The organism is Paenibacillus sp. JCM 10914, from assembly GCF_001315105.1.
Lineage (GTDB): Bacteria > Bacillota > Bacilli > Paenibacillales > Paenibacillaceae > Paenibacillus_AQ.
The window spans coordinates 91,282-107,833 of the sequence record NZ_BAZR01000010.1; the positions used below are offsets into that span (position 1 = coordinate 91,282).

Here is a 16,552-nt window from a genome sequence, read left to right on the forward strand (position 1 = left end):
GCTGATCGTTTGCATGTTGATGCAGACTGTAGGTTTACCCGTTATCCTTGCGTTAAAAGGCTCAAGTGAGATGTGTTTACGTATTGCGTATTTAATTGGCATATCTAATAAGGGTGGTACCACGACTCCTCGTCCCTTTCCGGGCGGGGGGTCTTTTTTGTTTTTATATACTAGATGACAAGGTGAAGGAGAGATTCTGTATGAGTCAAGGACGTTTAGAAGAATTAAGAACGGGGCTGGATTCCGTTAACCTGGAGCTGTTGAAGCTATTGTCGGAGCGCGCTCGCATCGTTCAGGAGATCGGTCAGGAGAAAGAGAAGCAAGGGGTGCCCGATTTCGATCCGGTACGTGAGAAGAAGATGCTGGATGCCTTGATTGAGAACAACCAAGGACCTTTTGATAATGAAACGGTACGGCATTTGTTTAAACAGATTTTTCAAGCGTCACTGAAGCTGCAGCAGGTGGATCATAAGAAGCATTTGCTGGTCAGCCGGAAGAAGAAGCAGGAGGATACGCTGATTCAGCTTGGAAACACGGTAATTGGCGGCGCTACGCCGGTGATGATTGCGGGACCCTGTTCGGTGGAAAGCTATGAGCAAGTGCGCCAGGTGGCGGCAGCTCTGAAGGAAGCGGGCATTACCGTGATGCGCGGAGGCGCGTTCAAGCCGAGAACCTCGCCTTACGATTTTCAGGGATTGGGTGTCGAAGGTTGAAGATCCTGAAGGAAGTGGCATCCGAGTTCGGGCTGAAGACCATCAGCGAAATTGTGGACCCTGCCCATATCGAGCTGGCATGCGAATATATCGACGTCATTCAGATCGGCGCGCGGAATATGCAGAACTTTGAACTGTTAAAAGCCGCGGGCGACGTGAAGACGCCGGTTCTTCTGAAACGCGGGCTTGCGGCGACGATCGATGAGTTCGTGCACGCTGCCGAATACATCGTATCCCGTGGCAATACGCAGGTCATGCTGATCGAACGCGGGATTCGGACGTATGAGAAGGCCACAAGAAACACGCTGGACATCTCGGCCGTGCCGATTCTGAAGCAGGAGACCCATCTGCCGGTACTGGTCGATGTGACCCACTCCACCGGACGGAAAGACATTCTGGCACCTTGTGCCAGAGCAGCACTGGCGGCTGGTGCCGACGGCGTGATGGTGGAGGTTCATCCCGATCCCGCCACCGCATTGTCCGATGCGGCGCAGCAGCTGAACATTCCGGAATTCCATGATTTCCTGGCGAATGTGAAGAAGTCCGGGTTGATGTAACGAACTGGGGGAGGCCGTTTCGGCCTCTTTTTCCGAGCAGCTTCAAATGAGGAAACAGGAGGGGGTTGTCATGGCGGATTTTGAATGGTATAGAAGTTTCTGCGCTATCTATAGGTTTAATTCGGTTTCCGAAGCGGCAAAGGCCCGTATGATGACGCAGCCGGCGATGAGTCAGCATTTGGCTGCGTTGGAGGCCGAGGTAGGAGAGCCGCTGTTTACTCGCACGACCAGGAGCATGGTGCCGACCGAACGGGGCAAGGAGTTGTATTCGCAGCTCGCTCCCTTGATCGAGTCTTTGGAAGAGACAACGATGCGTTTTCAATCGGCCGCGACGCCTTCGCCTACCATGATCAAGATCGGAGCCGCACACGAGTTTTTTGCTGAAAAAATCCTTCCTCAGCTCCATGCACTAGACATCTGTACGCTCTCGCAATTGGGCACGGCGGACCAACTGCTGGAATGGTTGAAGGGAGACGCATTAGATCTTATCGTGACCTCCCAAAGGGTTCATAGTGCAGGAATCGAATACGTGAAGTTGATGGAGGAAGAGTTTGTGCTGGTTGCACCGAGTCAGCTTCAAGTACCTCCGCTTACGGACGCTAAGCAGAAAGAGGAATGGCTGTCGGCCCAGAGTTGGATTAGCTACGGATTGGAATTGCCCATTATTCGGCGAATATGGAGAGAACATTTCAAGAAACGTCCGTTGCTCAGACCCGTTCATATAATTCCGAATTTACACATGATTCTGAGGGCGGTTGAGCAAGGTGCAGGACTGAGTGTAGTCCCAACTTATCTGATTGGCAGCTCTGTAACGGAAGGTAGATCCCAATTGATATTCGAGGAGTTGAAGGTGAGTAACGAAATCTTTATGGCATATCAAACCAAACACAAACATCTGCCTTCGCTTCACACGATGATGACCCGACTACGAGAAAATATATAAATAAATTTATAAATTAATGGTTATTTCATAATTTGTTTTATGTATGGAGCTACCATTAGAATGGGGGTGAGTCATTTAAGTTAAACATGAGGAGGAGTTCACATATGAAGGTGTTTGTTACAGGTGCAACCGGATATATCGGCGGCTCAGTCGCGAAGATGCTGCTGGACTCAGGTCATATCGTGTATGGCTTGGTGCGCAATCCGGACAAAATAGATGCGCTTAAGGAGCTTGGCATCGAGCCTGTCCTTGGAACGCTGGAGGATACGGACATGCTGACTCAGTACGCTCAAATCAGCGATGCGGTCGTTCATACGGCAGACTCGGATCATCGCATGGCAGTGGAGACGTTCATTGCGGCTTTACGCGGCAGCGGTAAACCGTTCTTGCATACCTCCGGTTCCAGCGTGGTTGGTGATGATGCAAGAGGAGACATTGTCAGCCAGCAAATTTATGATGAAGAGACCCCGTTCACCCCGATGGATATTCGGGAAGATCGGGTTGCTATCAATAACCGGGTGCGCAGGGCAGGGATTGATGATGGGGTCCGAAGCGTTGTGATGGTTCCTTCCATGATTTATGGCGATGCGCTTGGTTTACCCACGGACAGTGATCAATTGCCCCAGATTATACGGAAGTCCCGCGAGATGGGGGCAGGCGTTCATGTAGGAACAGGAGTCAATCGCTGGTCGAACGTTCACATACGGGACTTGGCAAAGCTATATGTGCTGGCTCTGGAGAAGGCACCGTCGGCTTCTTACTTCTTTGCTGAAAACGGCGAGGAATCCTACGGAGATATTGCAAGGTCCGTCAGCTGGGCCCTTGGATTTGAAGGGAGAACGCACTCCTGGCCGGCAGAGGATGCGATAGCTGAGCTAGGAGATTGGGCACGGTTCGCCATTGCTTCCAACAGTCGAGTGCGCGCAGTTCACGCCCGGAATCTGCTCGGCTGGCAGCCTGTAGAAGAATCATTGCCGGACTGGATCAGAACACATCTGAAATAGGTTTTGAGGCCGTCCCATGGCCATTCGTGTCGCTTCAATAGAACAATGTTTGAAATCAAGTCAAAGCGGTGATCAGGATATTATTCCTGCACCGCTTTGACTTTGGTTTGCTTAAACAGCAGGGCATCAGTACAACGTAGTGTTGAGGAACATGTACTACAGGGAGCGGCAGCGTAGGAAAACACATGCGATCTGAAAAAACCGCATGTAAACCAAAGCGGATTCATTGTATTATGAAAGCGCTTTACGGTATTGGACCTAAAGCATCTTGGCTAGTGATCCTCAAGTATATGGAAGGAAGCGATGTCGATGAGAACAAAATGGGGTTTGGTTTTGATAAGTGCGCTGATTGCTGTTACGGCGGTTGGCTGCGGTTCGAAGACGAGTGATGATGGGGCCGCCGGCGCTGCGGCCGACGGAAAGCTGTCCTTCACGATGTCGATGGCGACGAGCGGCAACAAACATGCAGAACGCTCGAAAGACGTGAATGAGGAGAAGTGGGTCAAGGAACTGGAGACTTTAACGAATACGGATATTCAGCTCACGATGTTTCCACTCAAAGACTTTGATAGCAAAATGACGTTGATGTTTGCCTCCAATGACATTCCGGACGTGGTTCAGAATGTTGGCGGAGCCACAAGCAGAGGGATGTCCGGATCTGTTGAAGCAGGCGTCTTCATGCCGCTCGATGACCTGCTGAAGGAGCATGCGCCCAATTTGATGAGCGCTGTACCTGAAGCCGCATGGCAGGAAACGAGTGTCGATGGCAAAATCTACGGTATCCCGGCATGGTTGTCAAACCCATCGAGACGAGCCTTGTTCGTTCGTACCGATCTGTTGGAGAAGACGGGGTTGTCCGCGCCCCAGACCGTGGAAGAATTTCTGGACGTGATGCGCGCGATGAAGAAGGAAGGCGTTGAATTCCCTTACCAGATGCGGGAGAATTTTAAGTATGCGGATACGATACTGGGTGCATTCGATGTATTGCCGTCACAGTTCGAGCTGCAAAACGGAGAGGTCGTGCCCAAGTTCTTCGACGTAGAGAATATGACGAAAGCGCTGGAGACGTATAAGACGATGTATGATGAAGGCCTGATTCCCAAGGATTTTGCTACACTGACTTCGAGCGACTATGGCAAAAATATCGAGAGCGGCAAGTCCGGCATGTGGTCGGCCAATGCCCAGGCGCTCGCGGATTTCCGCGGCAAGATGAGAAACGCCATCCCTGAAGCTCAGGTCGACATTATCGCCTCGCCCAAAGGGCCGGAGAATGTGGGAGGTCATCTCTTGTATTCCAGCATCAATACCTCGTACTACATCAACAACAAGGTATCGGAAGAGAAGGCGATCGGCATCATTAAGTTCTTTGACTGGATGTTGACGCCGGAAGCAGAGACGTACTTCTCGTTCGGTCTCGAAGGGGAAACCTATACGAAGGAGAACGGTGAGATCAAGTACGAAGTGCCGACGACGTCCGAAGGCATGGATGAGGATCGGTTCCGCGCTATGTTCTGGTTTGTCCATGATATGGTATATAACAAGGCACGAGAAGGATTGACGGAAGACGGGCAGGCCATGATGGCATTTATGGATGACGTTGTTTTTAAAGAAGGCCTGGGCTCCATTCGCTTCTCCCCGGCGCTGGATGCCTACGCGAAATACCCGGATGCAGCACCACAGGGCGATGATGTCGGACCGAAATTGATTCTCGATCATATGATCAAGATGATCTATGGCAGGGAACCGATCTCGGATTGGCCGAAAGTAATTGAAGAGTATAAGAGCAAGGGCGGAGAGAGATCATCAAGGAAGCTACGGCGCGTTATAACGAAGGAACAGGCGCCGTTGTTACAGAGAATCTGAAGTAATGGCATTTTCAGTGGAGGAGATGTGGACATGATCCTGCAAGGAAGCCGCGAAGACGCTATCCATTTCTTCAATCGTATCATGGAGCAGCCTGTTTTCGACACACATACGCATCTGGTAGGTGATCGACTGGCCGCTCGCGATTTCTGGGAGATTGCGCATTACTTCTGGCTGAATCGGGAGCTGCAGGCCGGAGGTTATCCGGCAGATGCCGAGAAGCTATCTGAAGCAGAGCGGATTGCTGCTTTCCTAGAGGCATATCAGTCTACGAGAAGCACGCTGATGAATGGGGTGTTCACTTCCATTATGCGTGAGTTATACAATATCGAGATGAAGGATGAGGCTTCTGTCCGCGAAGCGATTGCGGCAGTTAAGCATTCCTCTGACGATGAGGGATGGGCGCAGAGAGTGGCTGACCGGATGAATATCCGCCGGTTTGTCGTGAACCATCCCGAACATGCCGCTTTTCAGGGAATGCGTGAGGATGCCGTGCTGATTCCACGGATAGACGGCATCCTCAATCCATGGGTGGATCGCGTGATGAAGTCGGGGGACCGTGCGAAGGCGTTCTCCGAGGTAAGGGATGAGATAGACCGGAAGCTCGGCGAGTATAAAGCAGCCGGACGGCCGGGGATTATGACAACGCTGCCGCGATACGAAGCGAGTGCGCATATCCGCCGTGAGATTGACGTTACAAGCGATCGCGATCAGGTATTGATGGAACTGCTTCATGCGATCTGTACCGCTGCCGAGCGAAATGGTCTGTTGGTTCAATTCTTCCTCGGCGTGGAGCGTTCATGGTGCGGCACGGCGGTACCGGTCAATGACACGGAGCGGATCCTGAAGCTGGCCGGTTTGTTCGAGACGTACCGCTGTTCATTCGAACTGGTCCTGGCATCGGAGTTGAACAATCTGGACGCGGTGCAGGCGGCCTGGAATTTTCCAAACGTTCATGTCGGCGGCATGTGGTGGTTCAATTTCCGGGCGAGCACATACAGGGACAGCATGCAGTACCGTCTGGAAGCACTACCGGCAAGCAAGAGCTCGGTTATCGTCTCCGATGCCCGCTGCATGGAGTGGAGTTACGGCAAGATCCTGCTCGTGAAGAAGCTGGCGGCCGAGTTCCTGTGGGAGCGAATGAACGCAGGTTGGATTGACGAGGACACGGCGCTCCATACCGCGAGCGAGTGGTTCTATGCGAGTGCGATGAGACGGTATGGCGTGGAAGAAAGTTGAAGGTACACGATGTAATGATTTCACTATGTGAAAAATTCATATTGGATTGAAAGATAAGAAAGAGCCGTGATCTAACGATCAGCGGCTCTTTCTTATCGTAAACCAGATTAATGGGCAAGCCAATCGCCTAAGGATTAACGCTTGAAGGCATCGGTTCGAGCAACCAGGGCATACTCCTGCGTGCGGTCCTTCCAGTTACATATGATTTTGAATCCTCTTAGGGTTGCACCGGTCTCATAGTCTCTGAATTGTGAGCTTAAACTTACAGCCCAGTTCTCATCAAGCACGAAACTTCCGCGCCCGTTAAGGATTTCGATATCGACATCGGTTATGGTATTTCGGTACTTGAGCGTTCCATCTACTCCCAGTAGATAATCCGTAATCTCGCAGGTTGTCGGTGTATGGTTCCCGAAATCGAGCTCGATCGTGTCACCGAGTCTAATATACGGGATGGCATGTTCGGACTCCTTGAGCAACGATTGGAATAATGCGGTGTCCTCTGGTCCGATACGCTCATCAACGAGTCTTGAAGCAACCGGTATTTCAGTTTCATGATGCGTGGCGTCGAGAGGTATGGGTGTGACTTCTTCCGTACTGCAAGCCGAGCACAAGAGAAAGGTGCAGCAGATGAATATAAGCAGGCCACTCGTTATTTTGGTGATAACAACGGAAAGGATAAGTCAGGTTCCAACATGCACTTAGGATGTACAAGGAATTCTTCTCACCATTCCAAATCGGAAATGTTCATCATGAAAGCAAGAAACGATTGAGTATGCTGACATTTTTTCTTGCGGCTTTTTTTATTTAGGATATTATATTTTCTTATGTCAACTTTTGAATAAATGATGTTGCTATTGAAGAAGGAGGACTAATTTTTTTATAGAAACTAATAAGATGGGAGTATCACAGCAAAGGATGGAAGGGGGAAGTAGTTGGCAGAGAACCTAACAATTAGACAGGAAGTGATATGGGACATTGGACTCTCATCGAATACTTTCAGACTTTTTTAAGAAGACGTGGCTATTTTATGTATTGTCGATCAGCTGTCATTTCGTAGCGAATATCATCCATGTGAATTTTCCGAGGGTACTTGGCAATTTCACAGATGAATTGAAAGACGGGCTGTTATCATTCGAGGGTATTGCAAGGTACAGTTGGACCTTGCTTGGAATTGGTGTCGGATTTGCCGTCTTGGGCGGCATTGGACAATATTTGGTGATGTATACGGGGCGTTATTTTGAATTCATGAATCGGCGCAGGTTGTTCGTTCACTTTACAGGACTTAGCGAGAAATTTTATTCCAAGAATGGTGTGGGCAAGCTGCTGAGTTACTTCATGAATGATGTGACGACCGTGCGGGAGTCGATCTCCATGGGGGTTAACCAGACGGCGAACGCGACCATGCTGCTCGTCTCAACGATTGTCATGCTGCTGATCACGAATGTTCCATTCTATCTAGTGGCGGCAAGCATTGCACCCTTGCTGTTCATTCCGGTTATCGTCGTGTGGCTTGGCCCGATGATTCGAAGAAGATCGCTGCAAGTGCAGGAAGCCCTTGGCGTCATGACAGAATCGGCGGAAGAACAGTTTGGCGGCATGCGTGTAACGAAGAAGTTTGCAGTGGAAGAGACCATGAAGGGGCGCTTTGGCGCGACGGTTGACAGCATCCGGAACAAGCAGCTTCGCCTTATACGCGTGTCTTCCCTCTTTCAATCGATCATTCCGTTTCTAGGCGCTTCCTCTCTAATTATCGCTCTTTCTCTCGGCGGGTATCTGACCATTATGGGACGCATTACGGTTGGTAACTTTGTTGCATTGACGCTGTACATCCGCATGCTCATGAATCCGCTGCAACAGATCGGAAACGTCATTAACGTCGTCCAGAGGGCAAGAGCGTCACTGGACCGACTGAATGATCTGCTTGGTAAGCAAGCCGACATTAAGGAAGTACCGGATGCCAAGGAGCTTGATCTGGAGAATGCCAAAATTGAGGTAAGGGGGCTGTCGTTCTCCTATGACGAGCTGATCCCGAGTAAGGTGGAGCGCGCAAGAGATATATTTCATCGTATTGATCTGGACGTACCCGCCGGGTCGACGCTAGGCATCATTGGCCGGACGGGCAGCGGCAAGACGACGCTCATGAAGCTGCTGCTGCGCACGTACGATCCTCCTCCGGGAACCGTCTTGATCGGTGGCGTGGATATTCGAAATCTCACACTTAAAAGCTTGCGTGAAGGTATCGCCTATGTGCCGCAAGACGGTTTTCTGTTCAGTTCAACGATACGTGAGAATATTGCGTTTTATAATCGGGACACCGACACCGCTGATGTGGAAGAAGCCGCACGAAAAGCGAGAGTATATGATAATATCGCGGAATTTCCGGATCAATTCGAGACAAGGCTCGGTGAACGCGGCTTAACGCTGTCAGGCGGACAGCGCCAGCGGACAAGTCTTGCACGGGGAATCATCAAGCAGGCACCGATCCTCATTTTGGATGACAGCGTAAGTGCAGTTGATGCTGTGACGGAAACGGAGATCATGGAAACGATTCGTGACATCCGTCAAGGGAAGACCACGATCATCATTGCCCATAGAATTAGTGCGCTTAAGCATGCCGACGAGATCATCGTTCTTGACCAAGGGAAGATTGTGCAGCGCGGTACTCATGCAGAACTACTGCAAGGGGATGGGTTATACCGGACGCTGCATGACATTCAGGAAGAGGGGATGAGACATCATGCACAGGCCATTAACAATTGGCAGATGGATCAGAAGGCGGACCTGAATGCACCGCAGCCGAAGCCCAATATATCCACATTCAAGGCGCTGTCCGGTTATATGAAGGAGCATCGGCTGACTTTTGCCGGGTTTATCGGATGTACCTTGATTGCCATATCGGCGGAGCTTCTGCAGCCGTATCTAATGAAGATTGCGATCGATGATAATCTGATGGTCGGAAAGAACGATTTCCGGGGATTGATGATCATATGCGGCATTTACTTCATGCTGTCGCTGCTCAGTATGGTGTTTACCTATCTGCAGAACAACCTGCTGCAAAAGGCGGGGCAAAGCATTGTGGCGAGCATCCGCAAACGGCTGTTTGCTCATATCTCCAAGCTGTCGATGTCCTATTTTGATAAGGTGCCGAGCGGGAGCCTGATTACGCATGTATCCAGTGATACGGAAGCGATCAATCAGTTCTTCAATCAGGTGCTGCTAAGCCTGTTCCGGGATGGCTTCACCTTGGTGTTCATCCTGTTTATGATGTTTCAGCTTGATGTCACCCTGACACTGTACTGTCTGATTCTGCTGCCGATCATTGCAGGGATCGCGATTGCGTTCCGGCGGTATATGCGCCACACCTACCAGATGGCCAGAACGCGGTTGTCCCGGTTGGTGGCATTTGTAGCGAGAATCTCGCGGGCATGAACCTGATTCAAGTGTTTCATCAACAGAAGGAGCAGGAGAAACAGTTTAATGAACGGAACGATTCCTACTTCAAGGCTAACATTCGGGAGATCCGAACGAACGTGCTGTTCAACCGTTCCTATGAAATCTTGAATAATCTGGCTATTGCCTTTGTAACATGGCTGGGCGGACGAGCTGTACTCGGTACGGATTTGGAGTTTGGCGTGTTGTATGCATTTATCACGTATATTCGCATGTTCTTCCAACCGATCAATACGATTACGCAACAATGGAATACCTTGCAGTCCGCTTCGGTGGCGATTAATCGCGTATGGGGAATCTTCGCCATCAAGCCTGAGATTCAGGACCAACCACAAACCGTGGAGGTCGTTAAAGCCAGCGTCGAAGGCCGAATCGATTTCAATCAGATCACTTTCGGTTACGAAGGCGGCGATCCGGTCATCAAGGGCTTGGACCTACATGTCAAAGCGGGTGAAATGATTGGCATTGTCGGTACGACAGGAGCTGGTAAAAGCTCGCTGATCAGTCTGCTATGCCGCTTCTATGACGTAAACGAAGGTAGCATTCAGATCGATGGACATGACATTAGAACGCTGGCCCAGTCTGACCTGCACCGGATGGTTGGTCTTGTACAGCAGGAGCCATACTTGTATTCCGGAACCGTGCTGGATAATGTACGGCTGTTCGATGAGACGATATCGAGGGAACGGGTGGTCGAGGCCTGCCGCTTTATCGGCGCCGATTCGATCATTATGCGAATGAAGGAAGGCTATGACACCCGGTTGTCGGAGCGGGGCAGCGGGTTGTCCGCCGGAGAACGACAACTGATCTCCTTCGCCAGAATCATCGTCTTTGCGCCCAAAATCCTCATCCTGGATGAGGCAACGGCCAATCTCGATTCGCATACGGAGCAACTGATACAGGATGCGCTGCATCTGGTTGCGCAAGGACGGACGACACTCGTCATCGCTCATCGATTATCCACGATCATGGGAGCGGATCGGATTCTCGTGATGAGCAAGGGGCAGATCGTCGAGCAGGGAACACATCAGCAATTGCTGGACGCGCATGGCTATTATGAGGAGCTATATCTCCATTCTCAAGGCCAGAAGCAGGTACGAGAAGATGCGGTGAGTACATTATATCGAGGGAGATAGCCCGGAACGACGGGATTATTCGATCTCCGAGTGACAGAGAACAGAGCTCTTGCGGCTGTGTTCTCTTTTTTTGGGGGGCAGTGCCGTATTTAAGCTTTCATCGGGTGTTTGTCAGCAGGTTGATAAAGTTGATGGCTGTTCTGGAGATATGCTGATCCTTCAACCAGATGAGGGCGGTCGACGCTGTGGCTGGGATGTCTTTAATGCGAATGGCCTGGATGTGTTCGGGCAAGAAGGGATGCTTGACCAGCGTCTCCGGAACGATAGCCACGCCGAAATGGGAAGCTACCAATCGGAGCAGCAATGTAATATCCGAGCATTCGGCTACAACATGCGGCTCCATATTTTGTTCGGAGAAAGCCATCTGAATCGTATAATGGACGCCTAAGCCTCGGTGCTGGGCAGAATTAGCGGATATGGCTTCATATCGACCAGGGATATGCTTGGTTTACGAGCGAGTTGTTGATCGGAGGTTAGTATATAGTAAGGCTCTGTCTGCAAGTGAAGTACCGAGAAATCCTCGAGTTCCAGCGGCAGGCGGACGATAGCTAATTCCAGCTTCCTGCTGCGTACGAGCCCGCAGAGCTGAAACGACTCGTTTTGCTGGATTTTATACGTGACATGAGGATAGGCTGCTCTAAATGCGGCAAGCCAGGATGGCAGCTCCAACGAAGAAAGGGTGTTCACGCCGAGACTTAACGTCCCCTTGTCGCCATTTCCAACTTCCTGTACTTCGGCTTTGGCCTCATCCATGAGCTGGGTCATCTGCAGGGCATATTTGTACAGCGTCTTACCGGATTCGGTCATTTCCAGCCGCTTGCCTCTGCGGTAGACCAAGGGAGAACCGAGTTCCTCCTCCATTGCTTTCAGTTGCTGGCTAAGCGGGGGTTGCGTGATATGAAGCCGATGGGCAGCGAGTGTAATGGTTCCTTCCTCCACGATCGCGATGAAATATCGCAACTGTCGAATATCCAGCATGTTAAGCTTAACCTCCATGTATATGAAAAACATTGGTGAAATTAATTTTTTATGTATTTTTCATATGATATGCTCTCATGTTAGCATACGAATATACACGATTGAAAGTAAAGGAGGCCCCGCGTGTTTCGTTTAACCATTTTAGCTTTGTTCGTATTCTTGACAGCATGTCAGCCTAATTCCAGTCCCAATCACAATGAAGAGGTGAAGCAAATGGAACATCCACTTATCGAATACGCTGCACAGGGAAATACAGAACAAGTGAAACGGCTTCTTCAATCGGGAGCTGATATCAATGCAACAGATGAACGGGGAAGAACGGCCGTCATGGCAGCTACTTATGAGCAACATGCAGATACGGTAGCGGCGCTGATTGAGGCCGGTGCCGATATCAACCTTCGTGACGATAACTTGAATAATGTGTTTTTATATGCGGGTGCCGAAGGACTACCTGAGATTTTGAGACTGGCCATTGATGCCGGCGCAGACGTAACGCTAACGAATCGTTATGGGGGTACGGCTTTGATCCCGGCTGCTGATCGCGGCCATGTAGACATCGTGGAAGAACTGTTAACCCGAACGGATGTCGATGTCAATCATATTAATAATCTGAACTGGACCGCGTTGCTGGAAGCGATTATTCTTGGCGACGGCGGGGAGAACCATCAGCGAATCGTGAAGCTGTTATTGGATCATGGTGCGGATGTTCATCTTGCGGATGGAGAAGGCGTGACTCCTTTGCAGCATGCCAAGGCGCGCGGTTATAAGGAAATCGAACGGATGTTATTGGCGGCTGCCGATGAAGGTATAACATCATGAATCAATCCCTGTTTTCATATTGGCTGCTGAATGTTCGTCTCGAGACAAGTTACCGCTTCGATGACGGGATCGTCACCGGAACCGAGACGGGTCTGTTTCATGTGAGAATAGAGAATGGAGTATTCGCCGAGATACGCGCGGCAGACGACGCTCCGGATACAACATTGCCCACGCGGGATGCACAAGGAGATCTGCTGCTGCCTTCGCTTCGAGATATGCATATTCATCTGGATAAAACCTACTATGGGGGGCCATGGAAAGCACCTGTTCGAATGTCGAACGGGATCTTCAGTCGAATCGAGGAGGAGCAGAAACTGCTACCGCAGCTTCTTCCCACCGCCAAGCAAAGAGCTGAAGGTCTGATGGAGTTGTTAATCCGATACGGTTCCACTCATATTCGAGCCCATTGCAATGTGGATCCGGTTATCGGGCTTCAAAATCTGGAGGCGACGCTGCAGGTGGTTGAAGCGTACCGGGAGAAAGCTTACGTCGAGCTGGTTGCCTTTCCCCAACACGGATTGCTTCGCAGCCAATCCGTCTCGCTTGTAAGGGAAGCGCTTCGAAATGGAGCGACCATTGTAGGTGGGCTGGATCCCGCTACGGTGGACGAGAACATGGAGAAATCACTGAACGCGACTATGGAGTTGGCCGTCGAGGGAAATGCCGGCATTGATATCCATTTACACGAACCGTCCCATATCGGTCTAAACACCGTTAAACGACTGGCTGACCTTACGGAAGAAGCTGGTTGGCAGGGCAGGGTTGCACTCAGCCATGCTTTTACCTTCGCCGATGTCTCATCAAGTGAAGTGGAAGAAGTGGCGGCTCGTTTAGCTCATTTGGGCATTTCGGTGGTTTCTTCTCTATCGCTTAGCCGAACGATTCCGATTCCGCAGTTGCAACGTCTCGGGGTAAACGTCTCGCTTGGGCAGGATAGTATCACGGATCACTGGTCTCCTTTTGGTAATGGGGACAATCTCGATAAAGTGGGAACGCTAGCCGAACGCTTCAACCTGTGGGACGAACGTTCACTCGGTCAGACGCTAGGGTACGTCACCGGTGGAATTACGCCGTTAGACCCGGATGGTCAGTACGCATGGCCGCAGGTAGGGGATGCAGCCAATGCGCTTCTTGTGAAAGCGAGCTGCTCTGCGGAAGCCGTAGCGAGAAGATCGCAGCGCTCTGTCGTACTCTATAAGGGTACCCCGGTTTACGGTACGCTCTAATAATAATAGCCGCAGCACCACTTTGTTAAAAAGGGGGCGGCGGCTGTTTTTCGTTGAAGTCGATCATCGTCATTCAGGAATTCATGCATGCTCTGCTATTCATTAGAATCGCTTCTGACAACAAAGCGGTCTCCGGCCCGGTACGGTTTAGAGGGGCTCGAGGTGATCAACATGTTCTGAATCATCACTCCCCCATCCGAAGGTTTTAATCTTGGACTCCTACCGTTTACGCGGCAGCAAGCAAAGACGACAGGAGATAAGCGAGTCATCTGCGCAAGCTCTCCATTGATTTGAGGTGCCTCAACGATCCATTCCGCCGAGGTTTGTGGCCCGGTATATCGTTGCACGGTTCGAAAGGTCCAGTTCCGCGTCGTGTTTCGCAAGCAGATTAACCATTTGGAACCGCTGCGTCTGACAATGAGGGCATGCATCCGATCGCCTGGATGAACGGGCAAGGGAATAACCGTAACGGAGGCTGGGAGGATCTCCCACCAAGCGTAATAATAGGCTTTTCCATCAACATAATCATGGCCAGTCCCGGTTTGGATCAGGTCGGTGTTGCCATAACCATCGATTCCGATCCAAGCCGAGGAGTAAGACGAGCCTTGACTTGGCCGTACGAGTGGTACGTTCCATTTGGCCGAAATTCGTTTGAAAGTCCCTTTGCTTCCTGTAACGCTGTATCCACTCCAATTGCTAGAGACCCATCCAATATTGCGGCGCGGCTTGGCCGATGCTTCCAGTTGGCATGTATGATTCCATCGAGCTGCCTTAAATATCCCCATGTCTCCACCGCCTTACTAGATTGATAGTATATCTAATGAAGAACCGGTAGAGAAGGTATGGGTATTCTGTTAGAAAGTTTGCACAAGCCTCATGATATCCACGTGATCGAATCTGTATTTTCTCCCGCATGTATGACACATCAGTTCTATGGCTTCTTGATTCGAAATAGCCAAGAGAAGCTCGTCTTTATTAAGGGAGTACAGCATCGGGTACAACGTATTTCTGGAGCATTCACAGTGATGCTGGATCTTGATGGTGTCCATAATCTTAATATCCGGGAACATCGTCGTTGCACTTTCCATAAGCCCGTGATGGATGAAGCAGTCCTCGTGCTGATGATATCTCTTACTAATGTCATCCATTAAATAAGCAGGAGCTCCAGGCAGCGGCTGGGCCATTATTCCTTTGCTTCGGCAAATTTCGTTACGTTCATTGAATTGGATCGTATGGTAGAAGGCGGTTGGCGTTTGTTCGCTCTGTTGATAAAAATAAGCAATGTCATCAGTTATATTCTGATAAGGCATATCGGTGATCCCTGTGAAATTGCCATACATTCCGATATCCTTGATGATTCGAATGCTGCCATGTTTACCTATCATTTCGTTTAAACCGTAAGGTTTGCCGTCTCTCCGGTTCTTGGATTCAAACAACAACTCGTCACTAATATAACCGCGTATGTTACCATTAGAGTCTACATCGATATATAGATAATGGTCGGGATGGCTGAATTTGATTTTCATACTGAGCCGTTGTCGATCTTTTAAAGTAGCTGTTATGAGGCTGGCAGCGGATAAGGCGCGTCCCAATGCGGTATTAACAACAAGAGGTGCGCTGGAATTGCATATCTCTTGCAGCAGCGCAGTGTTATCCACGAGAAATACTCGAACGGAGCTGTTGAGCGCCAACGTTCTGATTACAATATTGCTGGTTTGTTTCATTAATTGAAAGCTCCTTTCTTATTTGTAGGAGAAGTATAATTCCTGACGCCGCGTTAGGTTCAAGTCTTTTTTTGGCAGCCTTAGGTTCGGTTGTTATATGGGGTGCTATCCGTTTTAATAATGAGAAGAACAGTTTGCCTAAAGGCGAGGGAGGCGTGGTTACGATCAGGAAGCACTGGAAGGTTGGGGAACTTGCCACACGCATGGGGGTCACGGTGCGGACGCTGCATCATTATGATCAGATTGGATTGTTCACGCCATCGGAAGCCACCGAATCCGGGCACCGACTATATACGGAAGCGGATGTGGCGAAGCTGCGCGATATCATGACCTTGCGGCAACTGGGCTTCTCGCTCGCTGAGATCAGAACTGCATTGGATCGTCCGGAGGATTCGTTGAGGGATATGCTGCATGCGCAGCTTGGTCGATTGGATCAGCAGATCGGGATGCTGCACGATCTGCGCAACCGTATCGCAGAGATAGATGATCTTCTTCATGCAGGCGAATTGGTCTCGAGAGAGCGATTGACGATGGTCATTCAATATATGAAGATGGCAGAAAGCGGGTATTTTCACGCGGAGCAGGGGAAGGAACTGAAGGAGCTTATCAAGGAGCTGTTACCCCGTGATATGGAAGAGCAGAAGGAAGCGGGGGAGAAGCTAATCACGCAATTTCGAGTTTCGCATCTGAAGGGAATAGCGGTCGACGATCCTGTGGTCCAAGACTTGGCCAAAGCATGGTACCACACCATGTTATCCATGCGTCATGCAGACCAGGCGTTCATCCAGTCTGCTGAGCAATACTATGCTCAGCATCCGGACGAAGCTCTTGCTTATGGAATGGACGGAGACCTATATCGATATATCAGACAAGCGGTGGCTGTCATCACGGGAGAATAGG

General features: G+C 50.3%; 9 protein-coding genes and 5 pseudogenes. 10 read left to right on the forward strand and 4 right to left on the reverse strand.

The genetic code is table 11. The features are described from left to right. Positions 1–200 precede the first annotated feature (200 nt). The 5 genes and pseudogenes from JCM10914_RS13825 to JCM10914_RS13845 all read left to right on the forward strand — a co-directional run bounded on the left by JCM10914_RS13825 (position 201) and on the right by JCM10914_RS13845 (position 6,319). Positions 201–1,270, forward strand: a pseudogene (locus JCM10914_RS13825) (bifunctional 3-deoxy-7-phosphoheptulonate synthase/chorismate mutase). A gap of 70 nt (positions 1,271–1,340) precedes the next feature. Next, positions 1,341–2,213, forward strand: coding sequence for a LysR family transcriptional regulator (locus JCM10914_RS13830; protein ID WP_023961862.1), 873 nt, complete (start codon positions 1,341–1,343; stop codon positions 2,211–2,213). 104 nt (positions 2,214–2,317) lie between these two features. Next, positions 2,318–3,217: an NAD-dependent epimerase/dehydratase family protein gene (locus tag JCM10914_RS13835; RefSeq protein ID WP_023961863.1), complete on the forward strand. Its 900-nt coding sequence runs from the start codon at positions 2,318–2,320 to the stop codon at positions 3,215–3,217. Between the two features lie 309 nt (positions 3,218–3,526). Next, positions 3,527–5,085: pseudogene (locus tag JCM10914_RS13840) on the forward strand (ABC transporter substrate-binding protein). A 28-nt stretch (positions 5,086–5,113) separates the two neighbouring features. After that, positions 5,114–6,319, forward strand: coding sequence for a hypothetical protein (locus JCM10914_RS13845; protein WP_023961866.1), 1,206 nt, complete (start codon positions 5,114–5,116; stop codon positions 6,317–6,319). 134 nt (positions 6,320–6,453) lie between these two features. Here JCM10914_RS13845 and JCM10914_RS13850 read toward each other — a convergent pair whose 3' ends face one another. Continuing rightward, positions 6,454–6,930: a hypothetical protein gene (locus JCM10914_RS13850; protein ID WP_023961867.1), complete on the reverse strand. Its 477-nt coding sequence runs from the start codon at positions 6,928–6,930 to the stop codon at positions 6,454–6,456. A gap of 364 nt (positions 6,931–7,294) precedes the next feature. Here JCM10914_RS13850 and JCM10914_RS29265 point away from each other — a divergent pair. Further along, a pseudogene (locus JCM10914_RS29265) lies at positions 7,295–9,055 on the forward strand (ABC transporter ATP-binding protein); the annotation flags it as partial. A gap of 195 nt (positions 9,056–9,250) precedes the next feature. Next, positions 9,251–10,905, forward strand: a pseudogene (locus tag JCM10914_RS31850) (ABC transporter ATP-binding protein); the annotation flags it as partial. Between the two features lie 97 nt (positions 10,906–11,002). Here the strand turns inward: JCM10914_RS31850 and JCM10914_RS13865 are convergent. Then, a pseudogene (locus tag JCM10914_RS13865) lies at positions 11,003–11,880 on the reverse strand (LysR family transcriptional regulator). 126 nt (positions 11,881–12,006) lie between these two features. Here JCM10914_RS13865 and JCM10914_RS13870 point away from each other — a divergent pair. Both JCM10914_RS13870 and JCM10914_RS13875 read left to right on the forward strand, forming a co-directional pair. Beyond that, a complete protein-coding gene (locus tag JCM10914_RS13870) occupies positions 12,007–12,702 on the forward strand; it encodes an ankyrin repeat domain-containing protein (protein WP_023961874.1) in 696 nt (231 codons plus the stop codon). Next, positions 12,699–13,928 carry an amidohydrolase gene (locus JCM10914_RS13875; protein ID WP_023961875.1) on the forward strand — a complete coding sequence of 410 codons (1,230 nt, stop codon included), beginning with the start codon at positions 12,699–12,701 and terminating at the stop codon, positions 13,926–13,928. The genes JCM10914_RS13870 and JCM10914_RS13875 overlap by 4 nt, the downstream gene beginning before the upstream one ends. 95 nt (positions 13,929–14,023) lie before the next feature. On the opposite strand, the gene JCM10914_RS13880 is transcribed toward JCM10914_RS13875, so the two are convergent. Beyond that, entirely contained in the window at positions 14,024–14,713 is a 690-nt protein-coding gene (locus JCM10914_RS13880) for a G1 family glutamic endopeptidase (RefSeq protein ID WP_036718189.1), read from the reverse strand. Positions 14,714–14,782: 69 nt separating this feature from the next. Further along, complete coding sequence (locus tag JCM10914_RS13885; RefSeq protein WP_023961876.1) at positions 14,783–15,652, reverse strand: Hsp33 family molecular chaperone HslO; 870 nt, start codon at positions 15,650–15,652, stop codon at positions 14,783–14,785. A gap of 134 nt (positions 15,653–15,786) precedes the next feature. Here JCM10914_RS13885 and JCM10914_RS13890 point away from each other — a divergent pair, with 134 nt between their 5' ends. Next, positions 15,787–16,551 (forward strand): MerR family transcriptional regulator, encoded by a 765-nt coding sequence (locus JCM10914_RS13890; RefSeq protein ID WP_052019785.1) that lies wholly within the window; start codon positions 15,787–15,789, stop codon positions 16,549–16,551. Position 16,552 lies beyond the last annotated feature (1 nt).

Excerpts from the sequence above, each read along its gene's own strand:
- JCM10914_RS13880 (WP_036718189.1), bottom strand. The coding sequence starts at position 14,713 with ATGGGGATATTTAAGGCAGCTCGATGGAATCATACATGCCAACTGGAA.
- JCM10914_RS13845 (WP_023961866.1), top strand. The coding sequence starts at position 5,114 with ATGATCCTGCAAGGAAGCCGCGAAGACGCTATCCATTTCTTCAATCGT.
- JCM10914_RS13830 (WP_023961862.1), top strand. The coding sequence starts at position 1,341 with ATGGCGGATTTTGAATGGTATAGAAGTTTCTGCGCTATCTATAGGTTT.
- JCM10914_RS13885 (WP_023961876.1), bottom strand. The coding sequence starts at position 15,652 with ATGAAACAAACCAGCAATATTGTAATCAGAACGTTGGCGCTCAACAGC.
- JCM10914_RS13835 (WP_023961863.1), top strand. The coding sequence starts at position 2,318 with ATGAAGGTGTTTGTTACAGGTGCAACCGGATATATCGGCGGCTCAGTC.
- JCM10914_RS13875 (WP_023961875.1), top strand. The coding sequence starts at position 12,699 with ATGAATCAATCCCTGTTTTCATATTGGCTGCTGAATGTTCGTCTCGAG.